Raw genomic sequence first — 17,450 nt, forward strand, 5'->3', positions numbered from 1 at the left:
CTATTTAACCTGAGGTTCTGTTTTCGAAGCGCGTGGATCTAGCGTGTGAATATATTTGCGCGGGAACAAAGGCGTCAATTCTGACGGCACGACACCACTAGCAAACATATCATGAATTTTATCGGCAGTTTGCGGCATGAATGGTCGCAGCATGTCGGACACTTGCAATAATGTGCCGCAAGCGTGCGCCAAGATCTCACTCAAATGCGACTCTGCTTCTGGATCTTTATCGCGATTTTTAGCAACTTGCCAAGGCTGAACTCGCTCAATATATTGATTCAAAGAACGAACAATTAGCCAAATTTCGTCCATTGCTTGATCAAACATATAGCTTTCCATCGCCTGACGATACGGTCCCATATCGTGCTCCGATTGTGGAGCGTCGCCAATAACACCCGCTTGATAACTCTGCACCATTTTAGCGACTCGCTGAACCAAATTGCCCAAATCATTGCCAAGCTCGCCATTATACGCAGCTTCAAACTTTTCCCAAGTAAAGTCGCCGTCATCTTGCGTTGGTACGTGGCGCAAGAAATAATATCGAAACGCCTCAGCGCCGTAATCTGGAATAATATCAGCTGGACCAACACCATTTCCGAGACTCTTTGCCATTTTCATTCCGCCAGAATTGATAAATCCATGAACAAGCAATACTTTCGGAAGCGGCAAATCCAGCGCCATGAGCATTGCTGGCCAAATACCAGCGTGGAAACGGAGAATGTCCTTGCCGATGACTTGCACGTCAGCCGGCCAAAAAGATTGCCACTCTTCTGGACGATCAGGATAACCGATAACCGTAATGTAATTGCTCAGAGCATCCAACCAAACGTACATAACTTGATTATCATCACCAGGAACCGGCACACCCCAGCTAAGATTTTTACGCGGACGAGAAACTGATACGTCTTTCAAGCCGTCTTTCATCAATTCCAAAAACTCTTTTTTACGGAATTCAGGCACGATTCTCATTTTATTTGACTCAATTGCCTGGCGAATGTTGTCCGAAAAAGCACTGGTTTTAAAATAGTAATTTTCCTCACTCAAACGCTGATACGGCGTCTGGTGATCTGGACAGACCCCATTATTATCGGCAGCTTCTTTATCCGTAACGAAAGCTTCGCACCCCTGACAATACCAGCCTTCATATGAACCTTTGTAAATGCAGCCAGCCTCAACGAGCTTTTGCCAAATATACTGCACCGCAGCAACATGATGCGCATCAGTTGTTCGAATAAAATCAGTCACTGAAATATTCAGCTCAGCAATCATATTCTTAAAATTGACGTGCGTTTGATCGACATATTCTTGAGGGGTTTGATTTTGACTGGCAGCTTTGGCGGCAATTTTATTTCCATGCTCATCCACGCCAGCTTGAAAACGAACTTCACGCCCGTTCTGTCTGGAATAACGCGCCCACACGTCTGCCAACATATAATCCATAGCATGCCCAACGTGTGGCAAGCCGTTTACGTAAGGAATAGCGGTAGTGATGTAAGCGTGTTTCTTAGTCATGATATATATTATATCACTACTAGAGCAATTATCGCAGATACCACTCTTTCAATAGCCTCTTCCAATCTTCAATCGCCAAATCTTCAGCACGAGCATCTGGTGAAATTTCTGCATTTTTCAGCAATTCTTCCGCCACAATCTTATCAATCCTCAAACCACCGCTCAAGCTGGAACGTAACTTCTTACGCTTCGCAGAAAATCCAGCCTTAACAATGCGGAAAAAATCCCTCTGATCTTCTGGGGTAATTAACGGATTGTCGCGGGTTTTCAAAACCACAACCTGCGAGTCAACTTTTGGCGGCGGCGTGAAGAATTGCCGCGGCACTTCAATATCCAACTCCGCTTCGGCAAAAATCTGAACGCTCACAGACAGAACACTCATATTCCCAGCCTCTGCCGCGATACGCTCGGCAACTTCTTTTTGCACCAACAGCACCGCAATGCTCGGCTTATTTTCCGCGGTCATCAATTTTTCAACAATTTTGCTGGTGATGTAATACGGGACATTAGCTACAACTTTGTAATTTTTCGGCAATTGATTCAGGTCAAATTGCAATATATCTTGATTCACAACAGTTAATTTCTTGCCAGGAAATTGCCCTGGTAATTTTCGCGCCAAATCCGCATCAAACTCCACGGCGGTCACTGAATTAGCCCGAGCCAACAAGCGACTGGTCAAAGTACCTAGTCCTGGTCCAATTTCCAGTACAACATCATCGCCCGTCAATTCGGCCGCTTCAGCAATATCCGCCAAAATCTCCGGATCTTTCAGCCAATGCTGTCCAAGCGATTTTTTTGGTCCACGAGAAGAAGCCATTTAGCGCCCATCTCCATTCGTCCAGTCGGTCGCTAAGTCAAATCCGTGCGGATGCTTGGCTGCAAATCCACCAGTGTCATAAACCTTTCCAGGACCCATGCTTGTCTCCACTACCGAACATCGCGGATAATTACCATAATTAGCCGCCACCAAAATATAACCATCTTTATCAACCTTCGCACCATCCGCCCGCACCGTATAAGTACCGCCGCTACCACAAGCTTTTATCACAATATTCATCGGCAAATCATAATACGTCTCGCGATGCGCTACGCCCTTGGAGTCGGTAAATATCTGCGCGCCCTTACTTTTCGTCAATGGATTTTTAGGCTTCGTACCAATTATTTCAATCTGCTTCTTTGACTGCTTTGTGATTTTGCTAGCAACTTCCTTACGACTAATCTCGCGCTCGTTCTCTACCTCAACCTGATAAGTCACCTTCCGCACACCTTTTTTCCCAAGCTGCTTAACACTCTTAAATCCAATCGGCTGAGAATCGTCCTTAATCTGCTCAATCTCAAAATTAACATCAACTTCTTCAGTCATCGTTCGCTGTTTTGATCGCTCAATCTTCATTACCAAACCCACACCATTCACCAAAAGATCGTCGGAATTCGTAAAATGAGTCTTATCTTCGCGATATAAAGTCAGCCCAGCAACCTTCGCGATCAAGGCTGGTGTTTGTTCGGCAGTGGTTATTTTCAGGCGTTTATTTCCATCGACGATTGTTATTGGACGAGCGCGGAAAATGTTGACCTGGTATTTTGCGCCGGTCAATTCCATATCAATATTTGGCTCAACCGCGTCAATCTTTTCGTCAATCGTAATCTTAGCCGCGCGCAAGGCCTGCCGAACGGTCAATGCATTTGTGATAATCGTCTTTTCTTCACCGCGATCATAAATACGAACCAAATGCTCACCGGAAGTCTTTCCATCAGCAAACGAAATCATCGGAGTCGCAATTGCAACTAACACAGCTAATCCAATAATTTTTCCAAAAAATAAACCTTTTACGCGCATAATCATATAATGACTTGTAAACCTAGTCAAATAAATTATACCAAATTAAGCACTTTTTATCTATAGACTGCAATCAACTTACGCCACTAGCGTTAGTCTACCACCATTTTTGGCGATTCCATGCATTGTAAGCCCCAGCCCAACTACCATATCTACTTACGGCATAATTATTGAAAACTCTAATCTGGCAAACTGGATCGCTTTGCCAGTTTGGACAAGCCTGAGAAAGCTTATTTATATCCGTCTGACCGAGCCCAGCATATTGCCCATTCCTAGCCGTTGTTCGCCAAGTTGACTCTTTCGTAAAAATGAAGTTCACGTAGCCATAATCATCAGGGCTAATGCCAGCCACAGACATCCAATCCGAATGAGATCCAGAAGGTAAACTAACTTTCGTCCCCACAATTTCAATCTGCTTCTTTGGTTCTTTTGTTACAACGCTAGCAATTTCCTTACGACTTACCTCAATGCCGTTCTTCATCTCAACTTCATAAGTGACATTTTTCTTACCATTCTCGCCCACCTGTTTTACTTCGCGATATCCCGAATCTCGATTCGCGTCTTGGACTTTTTCAACCTCAAATTTCACATCTTCTTCTGTGGTTATGGTTTGCTTGCCATTACGCCAAAGCTCAATTTTCATCCCGGGAATAATTTTCGCCGAACGATCCACGGATAGCGCATCATCTTTCTTTGGGTTAATATTCTTCTCTTTCAATAGCTCGCCAACCGTCTTAGCATGTGTGCGAATGACAGATTCTTTGCCGTAAAGTACAAAATTAACCATCGAGGCTCTGTCAATTTTCATCACCATGTTTGCGCCATCAACCGCCATATTATCGGAATTGGATAGAGTCGTTTTGTCCTCTTCAAAAACTTCAATTCCAGCAGCCTTCGCAATCAAAGCTGGTGTTTGTTCGGCAGTGGTTATTTTCAGGCGTTTGTTGCCATCGACGATTGTTATTGGACGAGCGCGGAAAATGTTAATATTGTACTTCTCTGCCACCATCTCCGAATCAAGACTCGGCTCGACTACGTCTTGGCGTTCATCAATAGAAAACTTAGCCAATTTCAAAGCCTCGCGAATCGTCCTCGCTTTTGTAACAATCGTCTTTTCTGTGCCTCTGTCGTAAATCGTTACCAATTTTTCACCAGCCTTGGCTGCTGGCTTAGTAGCGTCAGCCAATGCTTGATTGACAAAAAATAAACCGCCAACCAGCACCAATATCGCGCCAGAAACGAACGTAATTTTCTTAGAATAGTGTTTTGCCTGTAATCTTATACCCATAAGTTCACACCCACAACGTAGGTGTCCTTATTATATCAAATTTTCTCCAAGCGTGCGAACTCGACGTTCAATTTCTTAATATTTCCATTATCAAACCGAACCGTAACGCTCAAGCCTTCGCTGTCAATAATTTCACCCGAGCCAAAACTTGGACTACGAACTCGATCACCAACTTCCAAACCAATATCTTCCGAATAAAAATCAGGCTCTACCGTCGGTTGAGCTGGCCTATCGACACCACCAGCCATCAAGCCCATCTCGTCCAAAAACCTCGATGGCATGTTATAGCCGATCTGACCAAATTGCGTCCGAGAGCTAGCACAGCTAACGAATAGTTCTTCCCTCGCCCGAGTTACACCAACGTAGCATAATCGGCGCTCCTCTTCTACGTCATCAGCGTTGCCGCTATCAAATACTCTTGCGTGCGGCAAAATCCCCTCTTCCAGTCCCGCCAGAAAAACCACCGGGAACTCCAAACCTTTAGCCGCATGAAGCGTCATGAGCGTTACTTGTTGATCGGCAGTCGTATCCGTCGAAGACATCAAAGCCATTTCTTCCAAAAACGTCGCCACGTCAACGTAAGCCTTCGCCTCCGACAAAAGCACGCCGATATTTTCCATTCGCTCCTCAGCTTGCGGCGTTCCGTCGTTTATAAAATCTTCATAGCCAGTACTTTTCATGATTTTTTCAATCAATTCGGCTGGAGATCCGTCAATTTCCTGCTGCAAATCGTGCAATTTTTGACCAAACTCTAGCAACGGACGTTTTGCGCGCACTGTCAAAGTATCCGCTTCCTCAACCGCCAGTAACCCGCTAATTATGTCTTTCCCTGACGCGTCATTCCAGTCCAGAAACTTAGAAATACTTACCGCTCCAACACCACGTTTTGGCGTATTCACAATTCGCAAAAAACTAACTCGATCACTCGGCTGATATAATAATCGAAGATATGCCAATAAATCCTTAACAACTGCTCGATCCAAAAATCGCAGACCGCCGACGATTTTATACGGAATATAGCTCTGACGCAAGGCTCGCTCAATTGCGTAACTTTGCGCATTCGTTCGATACAACACCGCCACGTCGCCATATTGACGGCCGTTCGCAATTTGCGCCTGAATCTCATTCGCAATCGCCAAAGCCTCCTCAGACTCGTTATATAATTGCCACAATTTCGGCTCAACACCGTCGCCATTCGCTGTCCATAAATTTTTATCAGTTCTATGAATATTATGACTAATCAACGCATTTGCCATATTCAAAATCGCGCCAGTCGAACGATAATTTTGCTCCAGCTTAACCACCGTCGTACCTGGAAAATCACGCTCAAAATTGAGAATATTAGTATAATCAGCCCCGCGAAAACTATAAATCGACTGAGCGTCATCGCCGACCACACATAAATTACGGCGCGAATTAACCAACAGCTTAATTAGCGCATACTGCACCGCATTTGTGTCCTGATACTCGTCAATCAGAATATGTTCGAATTGCTGCTGCCATTTATGGCGGATATCTGGCTTATTTCTCAATAATTCCACAGTTTTTATCAATAAATCGTCAAAATCCAACGCCGAAGCATCTTTCAAGGCTTTTTCATAAGCAAAAAACAATTCAGCTATTTTTTGCTCTCTTGGGCCACGGGTCGAAGCCGAAAAATCCTCAGCATTTCGCATTTCATTTTTAGCGTTTGAAATAACCGAAAGTACAGCGCGAGGTTTAATATCCTTATCCGTCAAGCCGCGAGACTTCATAATTTGCTTCATCAAGCTTATTTGACCATCGGTATCGTAAATTAAGAATCGCTTGTTCAGACCAATATTTTCACCATCCATCCGCAACATTCGCACGCAAATACTGTGAAAAGTTCCCATCCACGGCATAAATTGCCGATTTTCAGAATCTTCACCCAATATTTGCGCTAATCTATGACGCATTTCCTTCGCGGCTTTATTGGTAAATGTAACCGCCAATATTCGACTAGGAAATATTTTCAACTCGCCAATCAAATAGGCAATTCTATGAGTCAGAGTTTTGGTCTTTCCGGATCCAGCTCCAGCCAAAATCAACAACGGCCCATCAACGTGCGTCACTGCCCGAGCCTGCTCGCTATTTAATCCGTCAGTAAAATTAGACATATATCTATTTTATCAGCAAAAAGTACGAAACAGCGCCGCCAGCCATACCAATTGCCAAAAATATAACAATAAGCAACGCTATCAATAATCCGGACTTTTTCTTTTCTTTGTCGGCTGAAGGTTTGACCTCTGTAGATACGGCAGCAAACATCGGTGCCGGCTCAGAATCCATAGTTTCCTTTTCGGATAATTCAGAAGACTCAATCAAAGAGCTGTCAATGTCAGTGGACATTTTATCGTCTGAATCTTCAGGAACGCCAGCCTCCTCAATTGCTATAATTTCCGGACTCAAATCCATTGGCGAATCGGGTGCATCGCCTAAAGAATTTTCGCTCATGCTGTAATTAGATAAATTGGTATTATATTGATGTTCCAATTTTATATCCTCAGAATCAGCAGACATAGACGCATCTTCATCACTATTCATCTCAGAACTAGTCATAGTTTGGTTAACAGAACCAAGCGGTCGCTTCTCCACTTCAACATTAGCGATAAACGGAGACTCCAGCGGCGTAGTCATCGGTGTAGCAGGAGCTTCGCTATTACTTACGGCTAATGATTGTGCTATCTTATCAGTCAATGACAACTCCTCAGCGGGCGCATCTTCAATCTTCGCAAAAGTAGATTCATTGTGCACGTCTTTAAGATCGGGGGTGTCACTAAGATTATCTGATTGAGCAACTATATCAGACATCTCTTTCCCTACCGCAGAATGCCTATTATTTATGCTAATCACGTCCACCAAATCAGGTGAGGGCTGAATCGTCGTACCAGTTCGGGATGGAGCGGGAGTAGCGGTTTTTTGGATAGTGCTGACAGATGAAGGTCTAACAACATCCATGAAACGACCAGTCGAGCGTCTTGCGACTACCGGCGTAGCCTTGACTTCGTTAGCAGTAATGCCAGGAGCTCTGTTATCTATTGAGTCGTTAGCAACTTTCTCGCTCGTAGGACTATCAGTCTCTTTAGGAGTCGCATCGTCGCTAGAAGGATCTTTTTTTGCTTCAGGCTGAGAGATCGATAATAAAGGAGTAGAAGCAACAGACGAAGGCGTAAATGGAGTTACTGGAGGCGCAAAGCTAGTACCAATAGAGTTCTCTGACACAGGTTTTTCCTCTACGGGCGCAGACACAGAAACCTCGCTATTATTTTCATTAGCCACCACTGGAGCTTCTTTTTCTCGCTGTTTATCCATAAGAGAGCTTACCGCTCTATCCAACTCATCAAAATCAATATCTGTCATATGCCCCCTATTTTTTAACCTTTATGTGCTTTCGAGATTATCTCCTTAAATTGATATGCATCCAAACTGGCTGCCCCAACCAATAAACCATCAAGTTCATCAATTGCTAAATAATCTGCGGCGTTTATTGATGTAATACTTCCACCATAGACAACTCGAACTGATTCCGCCGCTTTTTTACCGTACAAATGAGAAATATGTCGTCGAATCATCTGTGTAGCTTTTTTTACATCAGACGCCTTAGCGCTATCACCAGTACCGATCGCCCAAACTGGCTCATACGCAATGACTACTTCGCCCAGCTCGCCCGCCGTCACATTAGCCAGACCGCTGGTTAATTGATCAGCCAGAACATCCTTCGTTTCGCCAAGAGTTCTCTCTTGGATCGTCTCGCCAACGCATAAAATCGGATGAATACGATTTCGAATTGCCGCCTGAACTTTCAGCCGAATGTCTTTTTCGCTTTCAATGAAAATATAGCGACGTTCCGAATGTCCAATTATCACATAATCAGCAATTCCACGAAGATGTGCCGCTGGAATTTCTCCCGTATACGCCCCCGAATCTCGCCAATAGCAATTCTGGGCCGCCAGCTTAGCGATTCGACGATTAATTTGTAAACTCAAACTCTGCAGCGTCAAAATAGTAGGCGCCAGCACCACTTCAACATCTCTATGCGATGGCAGCGTGTTCATCAGCTTATGCAAATATAAGCTAGCCTCCTGCATATTGAAGTTCATTTTCCAGTTACCAATGATTAACTTTTTTCTCATGAGATAATCCTTATGCTTAGTTTATCACCTCAAACCGTATGCGTCTAGTAAACTTTCAATTCCAGGCAATTTTTTACCAGCCATCAAGGCCATGCTAGCTCCGCCACCAGTGGAAACATGGGTAAAATTGGCACCGTCATGCCCGTCCCATTTCAATATAAAATCAGCTGTATCTCCGCCGCCGACTATTGAAACAATCCCTTTATTCTGGGCAATAGCTAACGCTACTCGCGCTGAACCGATTGCAAAATTATCAATCTCAGCATAGCCCAGCGGACCATTCCAAATAACCATCTTCGCATCAGCCAGTATTTTCGTGAATTTCTCAATTGTCTGACTTCCAATATCCAGCGCCATATCTGAGTTTTTTATCTTACCAACATTAACTTCTTGACGAGGAAAATCTTTAGAAATCTCTGGCGCAACCGCCACGTCAATCGGCAAAACCAAAAAATCGTCAACATTTTCTACGCCAGCCTTAGCCGCTGCCAAATCATAAATTTCCGCAACAACCTTTTCCATTCCTGACTCAAACACACTCTTGCCGACATTAAATCCACGGCAATGTAAAAACGTGTTTGACATGGCGCCACCAATTAAAATCCGATCCGCCTTTTTAATCAGACGCTTAATCAGTAATATTTTATCGCTAACTTTCGCGCCGCCAATAACCGCAACCAACGGACGTTTTGGCTTATTCATCGCCTCAGTGATAGTTACATATTCTTTTTCTAATAGTAATCCCGCTAGCCCTGGAACACACAACGTAATCGCATGAGTGCTGGCGTGCGCTCTGTGTGCGACCGCAAATCCGTCCTGCACAAAATAATCCGCTCGGACAGCGCGTTGAATTGACTTGGCAAATGTTAAATCGTCGGCCTCCTCCTCATCATAAAAACGTAAATTCTCCAGCATAAGAATGCTGCCTCGTGGCGCGCGGCGAACGGCTTGATGAATAGCTTCGCCCACACAATCATCCAGCAATCCTACCGGACGGCTCAGCAACTTAGATAGATGATCTGCGACAACTTTCAAGCTAAACTTAAGATCCTTACCTTTTGGTCGCCCCAGATGAGACATGATAACAATCTTGCAATTCTGCTCCAGCAAATATCGGAGTGTGGGCAGCGAAGCGCGAATTCTTAGATCATCAGAAATCTGACCGCGCTTTGTTAGCGGTACATTATAATCTGCTCGCAGAAGAATAGTTTTTCCACGTAGATCAACATCGCGAATTGTTTGCTTCGGAAATTTTCTGCCCACCCAAATTCTCCTTATGACAACGTCTTGACTTGGATATTGTCAGTTTTACCTGGCTCTGGATTGTGGCCACTGACAAGCACAACAGTAACTGGGTCTGCGCCGAAATAGCCTTCTTGTTTCAACTCGTCAGCTAGCTTAGTTGCTGCATTTGGGTCGTTTGGTCGAACATATGGACGAGAAGCATACCTTAGTGCCAACTTTTGCGCAGTCTTCATATCTTCGGTTACACAAACAATTGGTAGGTTCGGACGATATGCGGCAACGTTAATTGCAGTAGCGCCAGTGCGTGTTCCCGCAATAATAGCTCGAGCCTTAATTCTCCTTGCCAATTGAGCTGCCGTGTAGCTTAAAATCGCGTCAGTTTTTTCACGCATTTCAGCCTTTTCTACCAACATCACTTCACTGTGTTCTTGAGTGTAGATAATAGTCTTACGCATCGCACGAACGGTTTCAACAGGGTATTTACCATTGGCAGTCTCATCAGACAGCATAACTACATCAGCGCCTTGGATTACAGCATTGGCAACGTCGCTTACTTCAGCGCGACTTGGCTCTGGATTATCAACCATACTACCCATCATTTGTGTTGCAACGATTACTAGCTTGCAATATTTACGACACAAGGCAATAATTCGACGCTGTACAACTGGGACAATTTCCGCACCAGCTTCCACCGCCAAGTCGCCGCGAGCAACCATAATACCGTCACTAGCCTTAACGATTTCCTCCAAATTCTCTGGATCAACGGCAGACTTAGTCTCAATCTTGGCAATAATATTGGCTGTCGATCCTAAATCTGTCAATCGACGACGCAAATCAATAATGTCATCAGCTTTTTGAATAAAACTCAATGCAACATAATCAAAATCTTGGCTTGCGCCCCATTCTAAATCGTTAATATCTTTCTGAGTAAGAATGTCGCCACCGAAATCTGTGTCTGGCAAATTCAAACCCTTGCGGCTCATCAAAAAACCGTCGTTCTGAACTTCTACGCGAATTGCAGTTGGGCTAACAATTTCTCGTACAACCGTCCTGATCTTACCGTCAAACATGTAAAGTGGCTCGCCGACTTTCATCTTCTCCGCCAAATTGTACTGCACTGGCAAATTGAAGCTGCCGTCATGCTCGGTAATTTCTGAGTCCAAGACCAACATATCGCCAACCTTAACATTCAGCATGTTATCTTTCAAAACGCCCAGGCGAATCTTCGGACCTTGCAAATCTTGTAGGATTGCGACAGGCTTGCCCAACTGTTTACTAGCTGTGCGCACCCAATTGATCTGCTCAATTCTCTCCTCATTAGCGCCGTGGCTAAAGTTCATACGGATGCCGTTAACGCCGGCCTCCAACAATTGGTAAACCTTTTCTTGGCTGAACGTTGCTGGCCCAATTGTTGCTAATATTTTTGTTCGTTTAAATATATTATCACTCATTTTTAAAATTATATCACGAAATAACAGTGATGAAAAACGCTTGATACAATATAATATGACAATAATCATTAACAGGAAATAAGCTTGCAAAACCCTCAAGACGAAATTTTAATTGGTGAAGCCTATTATTTTGATGTGGTAGGTAGGCAAATTGTTGCTAAAGGATTTGGTCAGTTTGACCCTGCCAATTACCATCTTAAGGCAGAACTTTCGACAACGGCCCCAGGCACATACAATAAGTTATTTATAGTCATAAAAACTCGCTCACAATACGTAACGCCTTTTGCATTTTACCGCAAACAGCTTAGCGAAAACTCTATTTACGCCCCCGCTTATGACGTTCGCGCCTACCTAAAATGGCCAGTCAACGCCGGCATAGAATCAATTCTTCGAAAATCAACTACAATAAATATTCTCATTAACGCAGAACATGCGCCTGATACCGTAATCACCAATGTCGACATGAAAAATATTACCAGTACAATTACTAAAAGGGCGGTCACTTCTAGAATATGTTATGCTACCTATAAAAATATTAACCTCATCATATCAGCAACTCATTCGATCCTCCGCACAAATAAATTGACAATCAGTACAGACAAATCTCGGCTTCAGCCCTACCTCAATTACACCTTTTCTCACACAAAAGGATCTTTCCAGATAACTGATATCGGTAAAATACTTCTCGCATTTCAATTATATTGGATTAGCCACTTCGACAATACGCATTGTTTTATCCAATCAGTGGATTTGCACGGAATCGCAACACTGCACCTCGCGAATCCTTTTTTAGAAGCTGTATCTCCGACCAAATATCGCCCCTCAATAAGTCTACAAGATTCCATGAAACCATTAACTCTTATAAAAATGACCCATTTTTTCATCAACCCAAACCACCAAAAAGCTCTTGGATCTTATAGTAAAATTGGGCTAGCTTTCACGCGAATTATCGATTATCGTTTTCATACAAATTCAAATGTATTTCATATGAATATTGCAAATCTAATTTTTGCCCTTCAAAGTTTTGCAGAAGGAATCGCAGAAAACGAACTTAAAAAGCAGCATAGAAAATCAAAAAACGAAATAATTAAAAGTATTGAAAAAGCCATTCAGTTGATTCAGCTCAGCGACGATATTTATGATAATGTTAAAAAATTCTACAATAAGCCAACCAACATAGTCTACCATCTTTTAACTCGCCCAACTTTCAACCAGTCTCTTAAGATCGCCTTAGAAAAATTAGGAATAAGCATAGAAAATCATAAAACAATGCTAAAAGTAATACAGAAAGCTCGACAACAAGTTGTGCATAGCGAAGGTTATGACGTTGAATTTCTCTTAAGTATTCTTACTAGCACTGTATCCCAGATAGAGATTGGTGAAAAAGATCCAAAAACTAAATTCGTTCGTATTGACGGTCAGCTCGAAAAACTTTACATACTACTACGCGAAATGATAATAAGATATTTTGATAATTACAGCAACTAGCGAACTTCCAAACTACCGTCAACATGCGAGATCAATGGATCAAGTAAAAACTCAATGGCTCGTCGATTTCCAGTTGTTATTTCCACAACAGAATTCATGCCTGGAATCATTTTCAGCTCAATATTTTTCGAGGTTTTTAGGCTATCAAGCTTAACCTTAATCCGATATATTAACCCCAATTTATCGTTAACTATCGCATCTGGACTAATCGATTGAACCGTCCCACTCAAATAACCATATCGCTGGAACGAATATGCGTCAACTTTTACAACAACTCGTTGGCCAACATTTACAAAACCAATATCCCTACTTTGTAGCGACGCCTCCACAACAAGCGACTCTTCAAGCGGCGTGATCTCGGCAATTATTTGAGCCGCCGACACCACGCCACCAATGGTATTTGTCTTTAACGACAATACTGTACCGTCAACTGGCGCCACAATTGTTGTCTGTTCTAATGCCACCCTTGCTCTTGTCAGAGAATTTTCAAGTTCAATAATTTTATTGTCCTGAGAGATAGCAGTAGCCGTATTACTCACCCGAAGTTCATTTAAGCTCACTGCGGCTTGATTTTTCGCATTGTCTATTGCAGACTCCACCTGGGCCATCTGCTGCTTTTGTGAAGATAGTGACGATTCAAGAGAAGCAATCTTCTGTCTTACAGAATTAAGATCACTACGAAGCTGCATTTGCTGTAATGGCGCTCCATGCTCTATTAGTTTATTGATCTGCTGCTCTTTAGCTTTATCTCTAGTCAACATATCATTAAGATCCTTGCCTACACTATCCAATTGGGAAAGTTGCTTCTGAAGATTTGTTAAATTTGTTGAGGAGAGAAGCTTCCTGGATTCCAATATATCATTTTGCGCATGCATTTTTTCAATCAAACTTTGCTTCGTTTCCTCTGTTAAACCTGACTTATTGATATCATCCATGACAATTGAAGACGAGACTCCTTTTGCGATAGATCTCTCAATTTTAGCAATAGCTAAAGTCTTCTCCACCGATTCAACATTCTGCTGGGCGACTTTTTTATCTAACTCAACCACAGTATCACCTTTTTTAATGCGCTGACCTTCACGCACTTTTATATCAACAACCGTTCCCGACGCCGACGATTGTAAAATTTTTGTACCGCTTTCCGATGCTAATTTCCCTTGACCTGAAACAACTACGTCCAACTTTCCAAAATACAACCAAGCTCCAGCAGTCATCAATAATAAAACTGTCATCCAAATAACAATATGTCCGAGCGGAGAGGTTGGTGTTTCAATAATCTCTTGAGCGGCTGGCAAAAATTCATATTGCAAGCGCCGATCTCGATATCGCCAATACGCTGACAACTTAGACATCTTCACCTCCCGTTTGCTGATTATACAAATAAGCATACAAGCCATTCTTTTTCAGCAACACCCGCGGCGTTCCATACTCCACTAATTGCCCTTTATCAATTGCCATAATTTTATCAACTGATTTCAATGTTGATAACCGATGTGCGATTATAATAACAGTCCGTCCGGCAACAATTTGTTTCAAGTTTTTCTGAATGATATTTTCTGATTCGTAATCAAGCGCGGAAGTTGCCTCATCAAAAATCAATATCTTTGGATCATGGAGTAGTGCTCTTGCGATTGCTATGCGCTGTTTTTGCCCGCCAGACAGGCCCTCACCACGCTCACCAACTTGCGTTTCATAACCTTCTGGTAGCTCTAATATAAAATCATGTGCTCCCGCAATTTTTGCAACACGAACAATTTCTTCCATGCTCGCCGAAGGCTTGTGTATACAAATGTTTTCACGAACACTAGCATTAAACAGAAAATTCTCCTGTAGAACAACACCAATTTGCCTCCTCAGCCAAGATGGATCAGTTGTCGCAATATCAACTCCGTCAATGAGAATTTTTCCTGATTCTGGAATATACAATCTTTGCAATAGTTTTGATATTGTACTCTTTCCAGATCCGCTTCGCCCAACTACGCCCACAACTGTCCCTGGATGAATACCAAACGACACATTACGAATCACCTCTGGCCCATCTAGCGTATATCGAAAATAGACCTTATCAAAACGAATGTCGCCTTTTATGCTTGGTAATCGAGATTTGGCCGGATCAAGAGTTGGTTCAGTTTTATTATTAAAAATATCCCCCAATCGCTTAATTGACACTCCTGCTTGTTGAAAATCCTGCCAAGATTGCACCAGCCGCAGTACTGGCCCGCTCACTCGACCCGACAGCATTCGAAACGCAATAAGAGCACCAATGGTCAAGCTGCCAGACATTACCATATGCGCACCAAACCATAAAATAGCAATATCAGAAATCTTCTGAATAAACTGACCGATTATACCGGCATTATTTGATAAAATTGATGTCTTATAACCAGCTCGAACATAGCTAGCAAGTCGCCCCTCCCACTTCTTTTGCAGTTCCGGCTCTAGCGCAAAAGACTTAATGGTTTGGGCTCCATTGATTGACTCCACCAGATATGATTGTGCTTCGGCGCCAGTATTAAATCGCTCGTCCAACCGATATCTAAATAGAGGCGTCACAATAGCAGATAGTATTACGAACACTGGCAAGCTAGCTAGAACAACCCAGGTCAACGTTGTACTATACCATATCATTATGACGATATATACAAATATAAAACACAGATCAATAACCGTTGTCATTGGCACACCTGTCAGAAAAGAGCGGACTTTTTCTAGCTCCATAACCCGAGCAGTCGTGTCGCCAACGCGCCGAGTCTCAAAGTATCGTAGCGGCAATGCAAATAGATGACGAAACAGCCGCGAACTTAAAATCACATCAATTCGACTCGTGGTGTGAGTAAAAATATAACTTCGCGCAATGCCAAGCATCATCTCAAATAACGCAACAACAATCAGTCCAAATACAATCACGTCTAGTGTCGATACGCTATGGTGTGCTAGCGCCTTATCAATCACAACTTGCGTGAGAATCGGCGCAAGTAACCCTATAATCTGTAAAATAAACGCCGCCAGCAGCACTTCTAATAATGGCCTCCTGTATTTTATGATCGTCGGAATAAACCATTTGATATCAAACTTACGCTCGACATCCTTCCAAAACCGTTGCGCAAATAACAATACTCGACCAGTCCATTCTTTTTCAAACGCCGCTCTTTCGATAATTTGAGGTGGCGAACCGTCAGGCATAAGTATAAGTAGTTTACCGTTGTCAATGCGCGCCAAAACAGCAAACTTATCTTTCTTCATACCAACAATCACTGGCATTGGTAATTTTTCCAGCTGCTTATATTTCACCGTAGATATCTTAGCCTTTAACTTCAGAGTTCGGGCGGCACGAAGCATATCAACCTCATTCATAATACCCTCCTCCAATGCCAGGGCGTGCTTCAGCTGCTCAGGATCAGCTGCAATACCATGAAATTGCGCAATCGTAATAAAGCAGTACAAGCCTGGGTCTATTGAGTTTGATTTTTGTGACTTCTCCGACATATACGCAATCCAAGCCCACCAGATTTTATCAAAAGTGTAGCAGAAATTTTACAAAGACCAAAGCTTAAGCGGTTGGAGCTGTCCAGTATTGCGTAACTATAGATTCTACTTGAGACGGCTGACTAGACAATGCCTGCTGCCAGGTCATTCCCGTATCCTTCTGGAAAGTAGACATTGCTTGAATCAAACTCTCGATCTGTGTATGTGTGATAAATTTACCATCTTCAGATGTAAACGTTTCAATCTTATAATTATCTCCTCGATACCATGAGTCAATTACCACTGAATCCAGAGATCCCGGCATATATACCACTAAATCGTCACTGCGCCGCTCAAAAATAACATCCTGTAACTTATGTTTCAACCGAACTTCATCAGCAAGGCCGTTCATGTCATAAATCCTGTCTACTCCATCTCCCTTGTTGAAGATGTAGAGGTCGTCGCCCTTACTACCATGGAGTGCGTCGTTACCAGTGCCACCAATGAGAGTGTCGTTGCCAGCGTCGCCACGTAGCCAGTCGTTGCCAGAGTCGCCATAGAGAAGGTCGTCAGCAATACCGCCGTGTAAGGTGTCATTGCCATCAAGGCCGTGGTATTCAACAGCGCCATCGTCGTAAGCAACAAGTGTGTCGCCCCCATCACTGCCAGTACGGTTATGTAGCATCTGGTAGATGGTATCCTGTGTCCATATGGTGCCATCAGCAAAGGCAATTCTTTCTACTGCTTGTCCTGGCGCATCTTTTTGACCTGCGCTATCGCCGTAACCTAATTGTCTTGTAATAGTTACCTTGTCGTTGGTTCCTTTAATGGAAAGTTCAAGATTGTAGTTAGCGGTGTAACCGCTACTAACTGTAGTACGCGTTACGAGGATATCTTCTGGGCTAATGCCTTCACCAAATTGAAGGGTATCGACACCGTCAGTCTCTTCAATATAGTCTACTCCATCTCCCTTGTTGAAGATGTAGAGGTCGTCGCCCTTACTACCATGG

13 protein-coding genes are annotated in these 17,450 nt (G+C 43.2%); 1 reads left to right on the forward strand and 12 read right to left on the reverse strand.

The features are described 5' to 3' along the window. From metG to pyk, 9 genes are all read right to left on the reverse strand, one after another. A complete protein-coding gene (metG, locus tag LRM41_RS02795; RefSeq protein ID WP_243819363.1) occupies nucleotides 1–1,512 on the reverse strand; it encodes a methionine--tRNA ligase in 1,512 nt (503 codons plus the stop codon). Nucleotides 1,513–1,540: 28 nt separating this feature from the next. Continuing rightward, nucleotides 1,541–2,329 carry a 16S rRNA (adenine(1518)-N(6)/adenine(1519)-N(6))-dimethyltransferase RsmA gene (rsmA, locus tag LRM41_RS02800; RefSeq protein ID WP_243819364.1) on the reverse strand — a complete coding sequence of 263 codons (789 nt, stop codon included), beginning with the start codon at nucleotides 2,327–2,329 and terminating at the stop codon, nucleotides 1,541–1,543. Then, a complete protein-coding gene (locus LRM41_RS02805; protein ID WP_243819365.1) occupies nucleotides 2,330–3,355 on the reverse strand; it encodes a resuscitation-promoting factor in 1,026 nt (341 codons plus the stop codon). It abuts the gene before it with no gap. Nucleotides 3,356–3,446: 91 nt separating this feature from the next. Then, nucleotides 3,447–4,637, reverse strand: a complete 1,191-nt coding sequence (locus LRM41_RS02810) for a resuscitation-promoting factor (protein WP_243819366.1) — start codon at nucleotides 4,635–4,637, stop codon at nucleotides 3,447–3,449. 35 nt (nucleotides 4,638–4,672) lie between these two features. Beyond that, nucleotides 4,673–6,775: an ATP-dependent helicase gene (locus tag LRM41_RS02815; RefSeq protein WP_243819367.1), complete on the reverse strand. Its 2,103-nt coding sequence runs from the start codon at nucleotides 6,773–6,775 to the stop codon at nucleotides 4,673–4,675. 4 nt (nucleotides 6,776–6,779) lie between these two features. Beyond that, nucleotides 6,780–8,018 (reverse strand): hypothetical protein, encoded by a 1,239-nt coding sequence (locus LRM41_RS02820; protein WP_243819368.1) that lies wholly within the window; start codon nucleotides 8,016–8,018, stop codon nucleotides 6,780–6,782. A 14-nt stretch (nucleotides 8,019–8,032) separates the two neighbouring features. Further along, on the reverse strand, nucleotides 8,033–8,791 hold the full coding sequence (gene tpiA / locus LRM41_RS02825; protein ID WP_243819369.1) for a triose-phosphate isomerase: 759 nt from the start codon (nucleotides 8,789–8,791) through the stop codon (nucleotides 8,033–8,035). Nucleotides 8,792–8,815: 24 nt separating this feature from the next. Beyond that, entirely contained in the window at nucleotides 8,816–10,054 is a 1,239-nt protein-coding gene (locus LRM41_RS02830) for a phosphoglycerate kinase (protein WP_243819370.1), read from the reverse strand. 11 nt (nucleotides 10,055–10,065) lie between these two features. Then, a complete protein-coding gene (gene pyk / locus LRM41_RS02835; protein ID WP_243819371.1) occupies nucleotides 10,066–11,487 on the reverse strand; it encodes a pyruvate kinase in 1,422 nt (473 codons plus the stop codon). Nucleotides 11,488–11,622: 135 nt separating this feature from the next. Between pyk and LRM41_RS02840 the strand changes: the two genes are divergently transcribed. Further along, nucleotides 11,623–12,975 (forward strand): hypothetical protein, encoded by a 1,353-nt coding sequence (locus LRM41_RS02840; protein ID WP_243819372.1) that lies wholly within the window; start codon nucleotides 11,623–11,625, stop codon nucleotides 12,973–12,975. On the opposite strand, the gene LRM41_RS02845 is transcribed toward LRM41_RS02840, so the two are convergent. From LRM41_RS02845 to LRM41_RS02855, 3 genes are all read right to left on the reverse strand, one after another. After that, a complete protein-coding gene (locus LRM41_RS02845; RefSeq protein WP_243819373.1) occupies nucleotides 12,972–14,327 on the reverse strand; it encodes an HlyD family type I secretion periplasmic adaptor subunit in 1,356 nt (451 codons plus the stop codon). The genes LRM41_RS02840 and LRM41_RS02845 overlap by 4 nt on opposite strands. Beyond that, nucleotides 14,320–16,461 (reverse strand): type I secretion system permease/ATPase, encoded by a 2,142-nt coding sequence (locus LRM41_RS02850; RefSeq protein ID WP_243819374.1) that lies wholly within the window; start codon nucleotides 16,459–16,461, stop codon nucleotides 14,320–14,322. The genes LRM41_RS02845 and LRM41_RS02850 overlap by 8 nt, the downstream gene beginning before the upstream one ends. 64 nt (nucleotides 16,462–16,525) lie before the next feature. Continuing rightward, nucleotides 16,526–17,450 (reverse strand): calcium-binding protein (locus LRM41_RS02855; protein WP_275973492.1); only part of this gene is annotated, 925 nt, incomplete at its 5' end.

Origin of the sequence: Candidatus Nanosynbacter sp. TM7-087, assembly GCF_022828365.1 — a bacterium.
GTDB lineage: Bacteria > Patescibacteriota > Saccharimonadia > Saccharimonadales > Saccharimonadaceae > Nanosynbacter.